This window comes from Microbacterium foliorum (assembly GCF_003367705.1).
In the GTDB taxonomy this organism is placed as follows: domain Bacteria; phylum Actinomycetota; class Actinomycetes; order Actinomycetales; family Microbacteriaceae; genus Microbacterium; species Microbacterium foliorum.
Map to the genome: position 1 here is coordinate 3,271,511 of NZ_CP031425.1, position 12,586 is coordinate 3,284,096.

General features: G+C 63.3%; 16 protein-coding genes. 6 read left to right on the forward strand and 10 right to left on the reverse strand.

Translation table 11 applies throughout. From position 1 onward, the window contains the following. The first annotated feature begins 71 nt into the window (after positions 1-71). Positions 72-920 carry an exodeoxyribonuclease III gene (locus tag DXT68_RS15415; RefSeq protein ID WP_045253289.1) on the forward strand — a complete coding sequence of 283 codons (849 nt, stop codon included), beginning with the start codon at positions 72-74 and terminating at the stop codon, positions 918-920. Positions 921-1,148: 228 nt separating this feature from the next. Beyond that, positions 1,149-1,958, forward strand: coding sequence for a Cof-type HAD-IIB family hydrolase (locus DXT68_RS15420; protein WP_045253288.1), 810 nt, complete (start codon positions 1,149-1,151; stop codon positions 1,956-1,958). Positions 1,959-2,021: 63 nt separating this feature from the next. Here the strand turns inward: DXT68_RS15420 and DXT68_RS15425 are convergent, their stop codons facing one another. The 8 genes from DXT68_RS15425 to DXT68_RS17420 form a co-directional block, all read right to left on the reverse strand. Then, the gene (locus DXT68_RS15425; protein ID WP_045253287.1) at positions 2,022-2,648 is read right to left on the reverse strand and encodes a dihydrofolate reductase family protein; all 627 of its coding nucleotides are present in this window, start codon (positions 2,646-2,648) and stop codon (positions 2,022-2,024) included. A gap of 83 nt (positions 2,649-2,731) precedes the next feature. Continuing rightward, positions 2,732-3,010, reverse strand: a complete 279-nt coding sequence (locus tag DXT68_RS15430; RefSeq protein WP_045253286.1) for a winged helix-turn-helix transcriptional regulator — start codon at positions 3,008-3,010, stop codon at positions 2,732-2,734. Continuing rightward, positions 3,007-3,411 carry a VOC family protein gene (locus tag DXT68_RS15435; protein ID WP_045253285.1) on the reverse strand — a complete coding sequence of 135 codons (405 nt, stop codon included), beginning with the start codon at positions 3,409-3,411 and terminating at the stop codon, positions 3,007-3,009. Before DXT68_RS15435 ends, DXT68_RS15430 begins: the two co-directional genes overlap by 4 nt. Before the next feature lie 405 nt (positions 3,412-3,816). Continuing rightward, on the reverse strand, positions 3,817-4,290 hold the full coding sequence (locus DXT68_RS17000; RefSeq protein ID WP_156149253.1) for a hypothetical protein: 474 nt from the start codon (positions 4,288-4,290) through the stop codon (positions 3,817-3,819). 71 nt (positions 4,291-4,361) lie between these two features. Then, complete coding sequence (locus DXT68_RS15445) at positions 4,362-4,790, reverse strand: hypothetical protein (RefSeq protein WP_156149252.1); 429 nt, start codon at positions 4,788-4,790, stop codon at positions 4,362-4,364. 29 nt (positions 4,791-4,819) lie between these two features. Continuing rightward, positions 4,820-4,984: a hypothetical protein gene (locus DXT68_RS17005; protein WP_156149251.1), complete on the reverse strand. Its 165-nt coding sequence runs from the start codon at positions 4,982-4,984 to the stop codon at positions 4,820-4,822. 21 nt (positions 4,985-5,005) lie between these two features. Beyond that, the gene (locus DXT68_RS17010) at positions 5,006-5,470 is read right to left on the reverse strand and encodes a hypothetical protein (protein WP_156149250.1); all 465 of its coding nucleotides are present in this window, start codon (positions 5,468-5,470) and stop codon (positions 5,006-5,008) included. Between the two features lie 1,056 nt (positions 5,471-6,526). Continuing rightward, a complete protein-coding gene (locus DXT68_RS17420) occupies positions 6,527-7,360 on the reverse strand; it encodes an RHS repeat-associated core domain-containing protein (RefSeq protein ID WP_373372461.1) in 834 nt (277 codons plus the stop codon). On the opposite strand from DXT68_RS17420, the gene DXT68_RS17280 reads away from it, so the two are divergent. Next, complete coding sequence (locus DXT68_RS17280; RefSeq protein WP_045253281.1) at positions 7,257-7,676, forward strand: hypothetical protein; 420 nt, start codon at positions 7,257-7,259, stop codon at positions 7,674-7,676. The two genes, DXT68_RS17420 and DXT68_RS17280, sit on opposite strands and share 104 nt — an antisense overlap. A gap of 830 nt (positions 7,677-8,506) precedes the next feature. After that, positions 8,507-8,800 carry a hypothetical protein gene (locus DXT68_RS17015; protein ID WP_156149249.1) on the forward strand — a complete coding sequence of 98 codons (294 nt, stop codon included), beginning with the start codon at positions 8,507-8,509 and terminating at the stop codon, positions 8,798-8,800. Between the two features lie 113 nt (positions 8,801-8,913). Here DXT68_RS17015 and DXT68_RS15465 read toward each other — a convergent pair whose 3' ends face one another. Both DXT68_RS15465 and DXT68_RS15470 read right to left on the reverse strand, forming a co-directional pair. Next, the gene (locus DXT68_RS15465) at positions 8,914-9,150 is read right to left on the reverse strand and encodes a hypothetical protein (protein ID WP_045253280.1); all 237 of its coding nucleotides are present in this window, start codon (positions 9,148-9,150) and stop codon (positions 8,914-8,916) included. 3 nt (positions 9,151-9,153) lie between these two features. Next, positions 9,154-10,566 (reverse strand): RHS repeat-associated core domain-containing protein, encoded by a 1,413-nt coding sequence (locus tag DXT68_RS15470; RefSeq protein WP_082068848.1) that lies wholly within the window; start codon positions 10,564-10,566, stop codon positions 9,154-9,156. A 24-nt stretch (positions 10,567-10,590) separates the two neighbouring features. Here DXT68_RS15470 and DXT68_RS15475 point away from each other — a divergent pair, with 24 nt between their 5' ends. Both DXT68_RS15475 and DXT68_RS15480 read left to right on the forward strand, forming a co-directional pair. Continuing rightward, positions 10,591-11,847, forward strand: coding sequence for a sensor histidine kinase (locus DXT68_RS15475; RefSeq protein WP_045253278.1), 1,257 nt, complete (start codon positions 10,591-10,593; stop codon positions 11,845-11,847). Continuing rightward, a complete protein-coding gene (locus DXT68_RS15480; protein WP_045253277.1) occupies positions 11,844-12,557 on the forward strand; it encodes a response regulator in 714 nt (237 codons plus the stop codon). The genes DXT68_RS15475 and DXT68_RS15480 overlap by 4 nt, the downstream gene beginning before the upstream one ends. The last annotated feature ends 29 nt before the right edge of the window (positions 12,558-12,586 follow it).

Below are 12,586 nucleotides of genomic sequence, written 5' to 3' on the forward strand. Positions count from 1 at the left end.
GTGTCCGATGGCGCGACTCCGCCGTCCGATGTCGCAACTCATCCGTCCGATGTCGCAACTAGGCTTGATGCATGCGCTTGGCCACCTGGAACGTCAACTCCATCCGCACCCGTGTCACCCGCACCGTCGAATTCGCCGTGCGCGAAGACATCGACGTGCTGGCGATGCAGGAGATCAAGTGCAAACCCGAGCAGTTCCCGTACGGCCCGTTCGAAGAGGCCGGGTACCACGTCGAGGTGCACGGCCTGAATCAGTGGAACGGCGTCGCGATCGCGAGCCGTCTGCCGGTCAGCGACGTGCGCACGGCGTTCGACGGCATGCCCGGGTTCGCGAAGGGGCATGAGGGTCCGGATGCTCCGCTCGAAGCCCGAGCGCTCGGCGTCATGGTCGACGGCGTGCGCGTATGGAGCCTGTACGTTCCCAACGGCCGCTCGCTCGACGATCCGCACTACGCGTACAAGCTGCACTGGCTCGAGGAGCTCAAGAAGGCGACCGCCGCCGAGCTCGCGGCGAACCCCGAGCTGCCGCTCGCCCTGGTCGGCGATTTCAACATCATCCCGTTCGACGTGGACAACGGCGACCCCGACATCGTCGAGGGCGTCTCGACGCACGTGTCGCCCGAGGAGCGCCAGGCGTTCTTCGCGTTCCAGGATGCGGGGCTGACCGACGTCGTGCGTCCCCTCATCCCCGAGGGCTTCACCTACTGGGACTACCAGCGCCTGAAGTTCCCGCGCAACGAGGGCGTGCGCATCGACTTCGTCCTCGGCTCGAAGACGCTGGCCGATGCCGTGAGCGGCGCATCGATCCATCGCGACGAGCGCAAGGGCGAGCAGCCCAGCGACCACGTGCCGGTGGTGGTCGAGTTCGACCTGGGCGGCGGGGTCGAAGACGACGATGACATGCCCATGATCTTCTCCTGAGCGCCCGGCCCCTGAGCGCCCTTCTACTCCTGCCCCTCCGGCTCCTGAGCGGCCCTTCGTCTCGTCGCTTCGCTCCTCGCTCAGGAACCGCGCAGCGACGAGACGAAGGGTCGCCCAAAGCACCCCAGTCATTGAGCGAGCGAAACATCCCGCTCACCGACCGACCAAAGCACCCCGATCACCGGCCGACAAAAGCACCCGCTCATTGAGCGAGCGAAGCGAGACGAAATGCGCCTGATAGCCACCGACCTCGACGGCACGCTGCTCGACTCCACGTCGTCCGTCTCACCGCGCACCAGGGCCGCACTCGACGCGGCCCGGGCCCGCGGCATCCACGTCGTGCCGGTCACGGCCCGCCAGCCGATCGGCTTGCGCACGATCGCCGCCGATGCGGCCTTCGAGGGGTGGGCGCTGTGCAGCAACGGCGCCTATGCGGTGCATCTCACAGACGGGCGGATGCTGTTCGCCGAGGAGCTGCCTGCTGAGACGATCCGCACGCTGGCCGAGGCGCTGCGTGCGAGCATCCCCGGGCTGCTGTTCGCCAGTGTGCGCGATGCCGGCGAGGCCTTCGTCGCCGAGCACGGGTACGCCGAGATCGCGGATCTCACCGACCACAAGCGGGATCCGAAGACGATGGGCGGCGTCTCCCTCGATGAGGTGGTGTCGGCGCCGAGCCTGAAGTTCGTGATCCGGCATCCGGAGCTCGCGCCGTCGGTGCTCTACGACGCGCTGCGTGCACTCGACCTCGACGGTTTCGAGGCGACGCTCTCGGGTGCGCCGTTCCTCGAGGTCATGGCCGAGGGCGTCACCAAGGCCAGCGGCCTCGCCCGCCTCTGCATGCACCTCGGCATCGACCGCGGCGACGTCATCGCCTTCGGCGACGCCCTCAACGACGTCGAGATGCTGCGGTGGGCAGGTCTCGGCGTCGCGATGGGCGGTGCCGACGACATCGTGCAGGATGCCGCCGACGAGACGACCTCCTCGAACGACGACGACGGCGTCGCCAGGGTGATCGAGCGGATCCTCGCGATCGACTGACGTAACGGAGCAGCCTGGCGACCGAGCCGGCTGACGTACGAGTCGGCTGACGAACCGCGTCGATCAGTCCTCGAACGTCCCGACCGCCGGCACCCGATCGGTGCGACCGTAGCGCAGCAGCATCACGCCGTCGCTGTCTGCGACCGGCGGCTCGATCAGCTGCAGCACCGACGGCAGCGCACCGTCGTCGAACACCTTCTTGCCCGCGCCGAGCAGAATCGGATACACCCACAGGGTGAGTTCGTCGAACAGTCCCTCGGCCAGCAGCGAATGCACGAGGTCGACGCTGCCGATCACATGCACCTCTCGATGCCTGGTGCGCAGTTCGGCGATCTCGGCGGCGAGGTCGCTGCCCACGCGGTGGCTGTTCTGCCAGTCGAGCGCGAGGTCATCGTTCCGTGTCGCGACGCATTTCGGCACGCGGTCGAAGAGCCGGCCGATCTCGCCGGACGGACCGTCCGTGTGGTGGGGCCAATACGCGGCGAAGATGTCGTACGTCCGGCGTCCGAGCAGCAGGGCATCGAGCCCCTGCATCCCTTTCGAGACGGTCTCTCCCATGCTCGACGAGGGGTACCCGGCCTGCCAGCCACTGAATGCGAATCCTCCGGACGGGTCTTCGTCGGTGCCACCCGGCCCCTGCGCGACACCGTCGAGGGTGCTGAAGAGGTCGATCAGGATGCGTCCGGTCATCGAAGGGCTCCTTTGCACGAGAGGCGCTGCACGCGAGGGCGGCGATGCTGACAGTATGCGCTCGCGCTGCTGCTCGCGGGGATCTACTTCTCCTGGCCCCAGCGGGCGAGCGCATCGATGGCCTCACGCAGCGCGATGCCTCGATCGGTGAGCGCGTACGCGCGCGTGTTGTGCCGCAGGGGCAGTCGGGTCAGCACCCCGGCCGCCTCGAGCTCTCGCAGCCGGGTCGCGAGCATGTTCGTCGGCACCCCGAGCTCACGCTGCAGATCTCCGTACCTCTGCGGTCCGTCGAGAAGTCGTTCGACGATGAGCAGCGCCCATCGGGCCCCAACGACGTCGAGGGCTGCGGCGAGGTCGCTCACGCGCTCTGATCGGCGTCCGGCTTCATCCAGAACGGCGAATAGTGGTATCCGTCGAGGTCGTCGAACTGGCGCTGGTACATGAACGGGTAGTCGTCGGTGTCGCCGACCCGCCCGCCGGCGGCAGCGGCGCGCTCGACGAGCGCATCGACCGCCTCCCGACTGTCGAGGTCGAACGAGACCGTGACCTTCGAGGGAGTGTCGGGTCCGCCGATCAGATCCTCGGTACCACCGACGCTCGCGTACATCTCGCGACTGCCGAGCATGACGTACTGCTCGGGCGCGATCGCGAAGCACGACACGTTGTGATCGGACATCTCGGCGTTGAGGGTGAATCCGAGTGCCGTGTAGAAGGCGGTGGCCCGGGCGACGTCGGCGACGGGGCAGGTGATGAAGAGGCTCATTTCGTGATACTTGCAAAATACAAGTGGCGCGTCAAGGGTGTCTAGCCTTCGAGAAGCCACTTACCACCACCTCGCTCACGCAGGCTGCAGCCCGATCGCTCGATGACGCGGTGGCACCACGGTGACTACGGGCCGCCCATCAGAAGGACCCTGGCGACAGCAGCCGACACGGCCACGACCCCGATCCCGATCGCGATGGCCCCCACGGTCCCCATCATGAAGGGAGTCTGCCGACCTGCCGATATACGCGCAGCTCTTCTACCGAACATTCTCCGCTGTGACTCAAAGACCATCTCGTTGAGCTTTGTCCGGAACCGCACGATCACTAGTCCCGCACATATCGCAATGACACCGAAGATCACGTTCGGCAGAGTTGAGTCACACACAGCACACCCACCCCCAAGTTCACTGCCCTGTCCTCTCAGATGTCGGGCTGAAATCAACATAGGTATCGTCGCAGAACGGTTGGCGCAATTCCGACCAGTCGGGTCCGGTGAATCGACCTTGGTCAGGAAGGAAGACTGCTGTCCCGGCATCATCGTGGATGCGAAGAGCGCCGTCCTCGTCCAGCTCCCAGGACCCGTTGCCCGAGTACCGTTCGCCATCGCTGTCGATGCACGCGCGGTCGTCAGGGCCCGGGTCACCGAACTTAATACCTTTATAGACCGCAGTCCCGTCATCCTCCAACCGCAACACTGAAGCAACAGTGGACTCGGGATCGGTTTCGGGTACGGCTACCCACACAATGGGGTAGGAGTACTGCGAAGATGGGCCAGTTCTAATCCCGAACATTGTGACGATCGCTACTCCTATCACCACAAGCAAGGCCGCAGCGACAAAGACAACGGCACCGAACAGAAGGCCACTTTTCAGTCGCATGCCACCTCCCCACAACGATTAATAATAGAGTTTTATGCACCCAACAAGCCTGCGACGTCCTCTCCGAACTGCTAGCGAGAAAGCTCAACGAGGCGACTCGCCGAATCGTCATCCGGGTCCGCACCGAGCCATTCCTGGATGACCAACTTACCTGCGACCAGCCACACTTCGAATGAGAGCGCCCCTGGGCATTCACCACCCTCCGAGAACAAACTCAGACCGTACTCGTAGCCCTTCGGGCCCAGTTGCCACACGCCGTGGAAGTTGCGACCGTCACCCCAAGCGACTTCGTCGACGTACTCGGCTGTCGGCGCAGCGCATCCCAGGTTCGAGGGCCAGTTGTACATCTCGAATGTCTGATCGCTATGAATTTCAACCGTTACCTCGGCGCCCCGGTTCGGAATACGCCACTCGCCCCTCAACTGTTCAGCGGTTATGTCGCTTGCCGGAGCGCCCCCGCTCGAGGCGCACCCGCCAAGCAGCACTGTCGTGATCAGCACGAGAGCCACTCTCCCTCGCCTGCGGCGCATCACGGCATGGTCTCCGTCCATTGACCTGTCGACGCGGTCACGGGCTTGTTCATATACCCGGTGCCACTCGACCACACCCCCGACGACCCGATCGGAGCACCATACGGATCACGGAACACCCGCCTGGTCGTGCCTGTCGAGTTCGCCACCGTCTGCACGTCCACAGTCCCCTCCTCCGATCGTCTTCAGCCTTGATTGTGGGTTCGAACGAAGCGGATCACTTTCTCTTCCTTGAAGTCCTCATCAGCACTCAGGAGGATGATGAAGCTCTGCTGTCCAGCGGCGTCGCGCTGGAAGTAGATGGGGAGAAAACGGCAGTCTGCAGCGGATGGCGCCAAATACCCCGAGTACGAAGGGCTGTCGAAAGTCTTCCAGGTTCCGGAGAAGGATGAAACCGCATCCCAGTCGACGCTACGGACGGATAGCGGGACATCGTCGCTGCAGAGCACTGTCGGCAGATCGATCGCTTCAAAAGAGTCACCATCGAGGCGGATCTCTGCAGAGTGACCCCGAGAGTCGCTATAGAGGCCGTCAGCATTTTGGGCTCCGAACGTATAGTCATACGCGGATTCGGCCGGCGCGCATCCCGCGAGGACAACGATCAAACAAACAACAGGCGCGAATCGTCGACGACGTCGGAGCTGGTTCACCGCGTTAACACCCCACCAGCACTGTCGACATGTCGCCACCATCTGTTGTCGACGAGCGCGATCGCATGCAGTACTACTCCCTCACACCATCTCAACCAGCCAACGGATCCTGTATGGCACCACGGCCCCCATGTTCGAGAGCCCTACAAATTTGGCGGCGACTTCTTTTCCGATGAACGGTCGCAGCAGCCCTTTAACGAGCACGAGATTGAAAGTTCCATCGTACCAGCAGATCGCCTGCCCGAGCGATGCCCCCTGTGCCCAAGAGTGAACAAGAAGCCACGCAATTGTTGCAAACGGTATCAATACCCACAGAAAGACCCCTCTGATTACCAGAAACAGCCCCCACCCCGTATTTTTTCTCAATGTAGCCTCATTATTCTCCAACCAAATATGGGGCGCCCGACCCCGAGATTCAAATACTCATAAGCGAACCACGAAAACCAACGCAGCACACGCCACCGCAGACTCGTTTACCGAGTCGGTCTTTAACTCAATCCAGAAATGATCATGAATATGCCAAATACCACAAACCCTACGCCAACCATCAGAGCGTGAATTGACGAAGAACCCGGTCTGACTGCGTCATCAGCGACCGGCTCGCCGAGGAAGATTCTTAAACCGGCATGAATTATCTTCGGAACTAGTCGATGAAAACCAATCACCAATAGGCCAACCAAGGCCACAATAACTCCCATAGCACTTTGAATCGAGATAGCGATCTCCTTTTAGAAACTCCTCGTGTTGATGATCCCGCAACAGCCTCCAGAGTCGTGCCGGTTCCGATACAGTCTTCCGCTGCGGAGGATCAGCACAGCACCAGGATCACATAGCGCACAAGTAGACTCACGCCAACCAAAATCGCGAACACGCCGACAAAGCCTATCCAGAACGAGTTCTGTAGTCGTTCGAACGCTCCCGCCGTATATCGACCGAAAATCCTTCGCTGACGATCTCGCGTATCCGCCCACAGCCTGCCTCGATATCTGATGATCACAATTCCTACTCCGATAAGGCCGACACATATGAGTGGAAAAACCACAATCATCACCGCGTTCACTCCAAGGCCTCCCAACTCACACCTATATCTGCGCTGCAGCCACCACCGGCGCCCAGGGCTATCCCGCCGCCAGAGAATCTTGATGGCGCTTCGGGCGTGGCGTTTTGAACTCCCATCTGGGCGTACCCGCCGACGGGACCAAGACTTAGAGAACATGTTCCGCCCGTGAAGAAACCGCCCTTCGATGGCGACGACACCCCTACGCCCGCCGACCATCCCGCACGGGGCCCCACGCCGGCTGACGCACTACCAGATAGGTCCGAATTTATACTCAGCGTCGCGCAGATCCCTGCGCATCCAGAAAGCCACACACCTTTTGTGTCTCCGGGCCTCATTCGTACCTCGACGAGCGGACCCCATCCTGGCTTCGATGGCTTTTTGTTCAATGTCTGCGTTTTTGGCATCGCTCCCGATCTCGCAAAATCGCTGAGCGACGTGTAATTGAAGCTTGGCTTGCGGGTCGTAGGCCCCCAGATTGAACTCGTCACAGGACGCGGTCTGTAATTCGGGTTCGGTCGCCTTTGGTAGATCGGCGTCCCATCCGATAGCACCTGCACCACGACGTTCGTGAATGGGCTCGGCTTCGGCTGCGGCGACGACGCGGGCCTTCTACTGCAGTTGACGCCCCACCCGCATCCCTGGTCGAGTCGCAGCCCGGTCGGGTCCATATACGTCGTCGGGTTGTTCCCCGAGTACGTGTAGCCGGTGTTCTGCTGCGGGAGGTTCGTGTCGATCACGGGATCCACGGACAGGAACTTCCCCAGCACCGGATCGTACGTGCGGGCACCGACCGTGGTCAGACCCGTCGACGCGGTCACGGGCTTGTTCATATACCCGGTGCCACTCGACCACACACCCGACGACCCGATCGGGGCCCCGTACGGATCACGGAACGTGCGCGTGGTCGTACCCGCCGCAGTCGCCACCGTCCGCACGTCCACCGTCCCCTCCAGATTCGAGAACAACCACGTCAACGTCGTCCCCGTCGTCCCGGACTTCGCCGACTTCTCCGCAATCGGCTTGCCCTCCGCACCAGAGTACGTCCGCACCCCCGCAACCACCGTCGACCCATTCGCCTGCGACAACACCGTGTCGCCTGGCTGGGGCCACGTTTCTCAGGACGTCTTGACCAAACTCAAGAACTGATTCTCGACCAAGTCCGCAGGATCCGCGGAGGGGAGGTAGATACTCATCTCCAACGGACCGAAATCATTGTGCCATACATCTGCGGTCCACGAATCTCCTGAACATTCATCAGAATCGATTGAGAATAGAATTAAGTACGGACTCGCTTCATCTGGTATACGCCAAGTCCCAGTAAACTGAACCAAATCCCCCCAATCGACATCCGTAGTTTTCCAGGCACCGGGCGCGGAGCATATTAGGCCCTTTGGCCACGCCCCCGCTTCATACGTCCCATCCTGGGCGAAGGTCAGCTGAGCCTCATGCGACTCGCCAGCAAAGACCCATGTTCCAGCAAGATCCTCAGTCGTTACCTCGTATGCCGCCCGACTCACGCCACAGCCCGCACTCAATAGCAGAATACTTATCAGGCCCGCCACGACCGGAACCCGAGCCAATCTCACCATGTCACCGTTCCAGTCCATGTATAAGTAGTTGAACTCTTCAAAAATGGCCTCACAGACTGATGCCCTGCGCAGGAACTATACCCCGTCGCGCACCACTGGTGGCTTAGCAAGTGACGTTTCAGCTGCGAAGACGAACGAGCATCCGATCTCACGGATTGCATCAACGACCTGGCCACGCACTATCATCCCGGCGTTGCCTGCGCCTGCACGAAGGTGGATGCTGAGCTCCGTGAGTTGCCGCCACACAGCCTCGGTCAGGACTGTCTCCAGACGATGCTGTCGATCTTCACTCGACGCTTCGGTGATAGATCTTCTCGTCACCCGCTGCCCCCGTGTTCGCCATTTCACCGCTGCGGTGTCGATGTCCAGAGAGTGGGGGTCTTCTCCGTGGAGAAATTCAGCCCATACGTCGAAGGATCTGCCGCACGCCGCCAACTATTCGCCGTGAAGCACCGCCTGCTGACCATGCCCCACCGACGGAAACCAGAGCAGAACATCCACATCGATGCACGCTTCATCTTTGATGGTCGACAACAGACCCGCGTCGTCAAACCGTATCTGGTCAATACCACCACCGAGGTCACTAACGGAGCCTTCCGTGCGGATATCGAAGATTGGCAACTGCGCGTTGCGCGTTCTTCGAAAGATCCACCCGAGGTCAATGCGTTCTCCTACTTGTGAAGCGTCGGACCTGCGTCGACCCATGCAAAGAGGGAACTCATCACCGCATCAGCCATGTTCACTGTCCTGCCGCCGCATTGACCGGCGCCACCACGATGAAGACGATCACGCTGTCAGATTAGGCCCGATCCGAACGCGATCTGGATAAGCCCCATCACTGTTATGGCTATTCCAACCAACAGGATCATTTTTGGGCTTTCGCCGGGGTTTAACAACGCTTCAGCGAACGCTTCACTGAAGAGGCGATAACTAGCTCGCCTCAAGAACCGCCAGTAGCTCTTGTGAAAGATCACAAGAAGGATTCCGAGCACCACGCACATGATTCCTGAAATCAACAAGTCAGCACTCATTCCTTAATCGCTCCATCGAATGCCCGCCGTGCAACCGCCGCCGACGCCCACTCGGACGGTACCCGACGTTGTCCCAGCCAGCCCGTTGTCACCTATTCCCACGCCAACTTCTGCTCCCGCACCTGCTGCACCAGCTGCCGAACAACCCGCCACGAGGTACGCACCGGCGGGTGAGGACACCTCGGCAGAAACATTAAAGGTGACCTCGATTCGCGGCCCAAATGTAATACTATTCGATGCTGTTGACCCGTCCAGCGCCCAATCACGCGAGTAGCAAATGATCAGAGCGCACACAGTCAATCCCGCGGAGATCGTGGGCTTGGGCGGCTGATAGTTCGGTGCAAGTCCCACAAGTGGCCCCCAGGAGGGTTGCGACTTCGGAACCCAGCTTTTGGCTGGCGGCTTTGAGTTGAGCGTGCTGATCAAGCTCGGCGGTTTGGTGGATCCGTGCGGCTTCGTGGTCGTGTGCGTCTTCTTATCGCTGAATGGGCCGGCCCCGGTCCAGGGATTGGGCTTGTCAACCTTCTTCTGTCCCCCGCGAGTGCAGTTGACGCCCCACCCGCATCCCTGATCGAGTCGGAGCCCACTCGGGTCCATGTACGTGGTCGGGTTGTTCCCCGAGTACGTGTAGCCGGTGTTCTGCTGCGGGAGATTCGTGTCGATCACCGGATCCACGGACAGGAACTTCCCCAGCACCGGGTCATAGGTGCGCGCACCCACCGTGGTCAGACCCGTCGACGCGGTCACCGGCTTGTTCATATACCCAGTGCCGCTCGACCACACACCCGACGACCCGATCGGAGCCCCATACGGATCACGGAACGTACGCGTGGTCGTACCCGCCGCAGTCGCCACCGTCCGCACGTCCACCGTCCCCTCCAGATTCGAGAACAACCACGTCAACGTCGTCCCCGTCGTCCCGGACTTCGCCGACTTCTCCGCGATCGGCTTGCCCTCCGCACCAGAGTACGTCCGCACCCCCGCAACCACCGTCGAACCGTTCGCCTGCGACAGCACCGTGTCGCCGACGAACAACGTCGCACCCTCACTCGTGTTCGTCCGCAGCAGGATGCTGCCATCGACGTTGTAGACCGTGTTCTGCGTCACCGAACCGGCGACGACCTTCGACACCTTGCCGACATCATTGAACGTGATCGTCTGCCCGGGGCGACCGGTCATGTTGCCCGCTGCGTCGTAGGTGTACGAGCCGGGACCGACTCCGGCCGGACCGGTCACGGTGCTCACCGCGTGCGGACGATCCCCGCCCGCGGCCGGGTACGTGTAGGCGGCCGTCGAGACCGCTCCCGCCGCGGAACGCTTCACGAGACCCGTGCGGTTGCCGGTCGTCGTGTCATAGGTGTACTCGCGCGGCGCTGCCCGCCCATCCAGTCCCCCGCATGGGGGATGCCGCTGCATCCGTCGCGGCTCTACGGTGGGGGGATGCCCGCCGCGCCGTTCACCCGCATCCCCAGCATCCGTGAGCAGCGCGGAGATCTCGTGCTCGCCGCGGTGATGTTCGTCGGCGCGGTGCTGAGCGCCGCGCTCTCGACGGTCGCCGACATGTACGGCGACACCCGGGCGGAGCCGTGGACGGCGCTCGTGTACGCGGTGGCCGTCACCGCCCCGCTCGCGGTGCGGCGGCGCTGGCCGGGCCCGGTGGCGGTGACCGTGTGCGTCGCGTACTTCCTCGCGATCTCGTTCCAGGTACCCGAGATCTACGTCGGCAACATCGCGATGTTCGTGTCGCTGTACACGGTGGGCGCGTGGATGAACAATCGCAGAGCCGCGATGATCGTGCGCGTCTCGATCATCGTCGGGATGTTCGTCTGGCTCCTCATCACGATGTACCGCCAGGCGATCGAAGAGGCCGACAAGGCCGAGGTCGCCGCCGGTCTGCTCTCGCCCTACCTGGCCTTCATGCTCATCCAGCTGCTGCTGAACGTGCTCTACTTCGGCGGCGCGTACTACTTCGGCGAGCGTTCGTGGCACGCGGCGCAGGAGCGCCAGGCGCTCGAGCACCGCACGGCCGAGCTCGAGCGGGAGCGCGAGGTGACCGCCGCGCAAGCCGTCGCCCTCGATCGCGTGCGCATCGCCCGCGAACTGCACGACGTGGTCGCGCATCATGTGTCGGTCATGGGCGTGCAGGCGGGAGCCGCTCGTCTGGTGATCGACCAGGATCCGGAGAAGTCCAAGAGCATCCTGACCGGCATCGAGGGGTCGGCGCGCGATGCCATCCACGAGCTGCGGCACCTGCTCGAGACCCTGCGCTCCCCGGGCAGCGAGACGCCGGATGCCGCGTCGACCGTGACCCTCGACGACATCCGCTCGCTCGTCGAAGCGTCCACCGAGGCGGGGCTGCCCACCGACTACGCGGTGATCGGCGAGCCCGTGCCGGTGCCCTCGGTCGTCGCCGTCAACCTGTATCGGATCACGCAGGAGTCGCTGACGAACGCTCGCCGGCATGCCGGAGCGGGCGCCATCGCCGATGTGCGCGTCCGCTACGACGACGAGGGCGTCGAGGTCGAGGTCGTCAACACCGGTCGAGCCATGGCGGTGCTGCGCCCCGGGCTGGGACAGCTCGGCATGCGCGAGCGGGCCGCAGCATCCGGCGGCACCCTCGAGGTGACCCCTCGCCCCTCGGGCGGGATGCGCGTGCGAGCGCGGGTGCCTCTGAGCGAGACGAGTGCCGCCTCATGACCACGTCCACGCCCCCTATCCGCGTGCTCCTCGTCGACGACCACGCGATGCTGCGCGCAGGGTTCCGCACGATCCTCGGCACCCAGCCCGACATCACCGTGGTGGGCGAGGCGGCGACCGGGGCCGAGGCGGTCGCCCAGGCATCCGCTCTGCGCCCCGACGTGATCACGATGGACGTGCAGATGCCCGACATGGACGGCATCGAGGCGACCCGCCGGATCGTCGCCGACCGCGAGGTCTCTGCGGCCATCGCGATCATCACCACCTTCGACCGCGACGACTACCTGTACCAGGCACTGGACGCCGGGGCCAGTGGCTTCCTGCTCAAGAACGCCGGCGCCGAAGACCTCATCGCCGCGGTGCGTGCCCTGGCCGCCGGCGACGGGATGCTCGCCCCCGAAGTCACCCGCCGCGTTCTCGCGCGTTTCACCACGGCCGCGGCGCCCGCTCGACCCGCATCGCCCGTGCGCACTGCGGCACCCGCTCGCACCACGACTTCCGTGCCGACGCCCCTCGCCGAACCCCTCACCGAGCGCGAGTCCGAGGTGCTCGTGCTGCTCGCCGATGCGCGCAGCAACGCCGAGATCGCGAGCGCCCTCTTCATCGGCGAGGCGACCGTGAAGACCCACGTGTCGCGCATCCTGCAGAAGCTCGGCGCCCGCGACCGCGTGCAGGCCGTCGTGCTCGCGCACCGCCTCGGACTCGCGTAGATCGCTGTCGCCGCAGCGCCTCCGGACCC

Excerpts from the sequence above, each read along its gene's own strand:
- DXT68_RS15415 (WP_045253289.1), top strand. The coding sequence starts at position 72 with ATGCGCTTGGCCACCTGGAACGTCAACTCCATCCGCACCCGTGTCACC.
- DXT68_RS15475 (WP_045253278.1), top strand. The coding sequence starts at position 10,591 with ATGCCCGCCGCGCCGTTCACCCGCATCCCCAGCATCCGTGAGCAGCGC.
- DXT68_RS17420 (WP_373372461.1), bottom strand. The coding sequence starts at position 7,360 with ATGAACAAGCCCGTGACCGCGTCGACGGGTCTGACCACGGTCGGTGCC.
- DXT68_RS15420 (WP_045253288.1), top strand. The coding sequence starts at position 1,149 with ATGCGCCTGATAGCCACCGACCTCGACGGCACGCTGCTCGACTCCACG.
- DXT68_RS15470 (WP_082068848.1), bottom strand. The coding sequence starts at position 10,566 with ATGCAGCGGCATCCCCCATGCGGGGGACTGGATGGGCGGGCAGCGCCG.
- DXT68_RS15425 (WP_045253287.1), bottom strand. The coding sequence starts at position 2,648 with ATGACCGGACGCATCCTGATCGACCTCTTCAGCACCCTCGACGGTGTC.
- DXT68_RS15435 (WP_045253285.1), bottom strand. The coding sequence starts at position 3,411 with ATGAGCCTCTTCATCACCTGCCCCGTCGCCGACGTCGCCCGGGCCACC.
- DXT68_RS17000 (WP_156149253.1), bottom strand. The coding sequence starts at position 4,290 with ATGCGACTGAAAAGTGGCCTTCTGTTCGGTGCCGTTGTCTTTGTCGCT.
- DXT68_RS15480 (WP_045253277.1), top strand. The coding sequence starts at position 11,844 with ATGACCACGTCCACGCCCCCTATCCGCGTGCTCCTCGTCGACGACCAC.
- DXT68_RS15465 (WP_045253280.1), bottom strand. The coding sequence starts at position 9,150 with ATGAGTGCTGACTTGTTGATTTCAGGAATCATGTGCGTGGTGCTCGGA.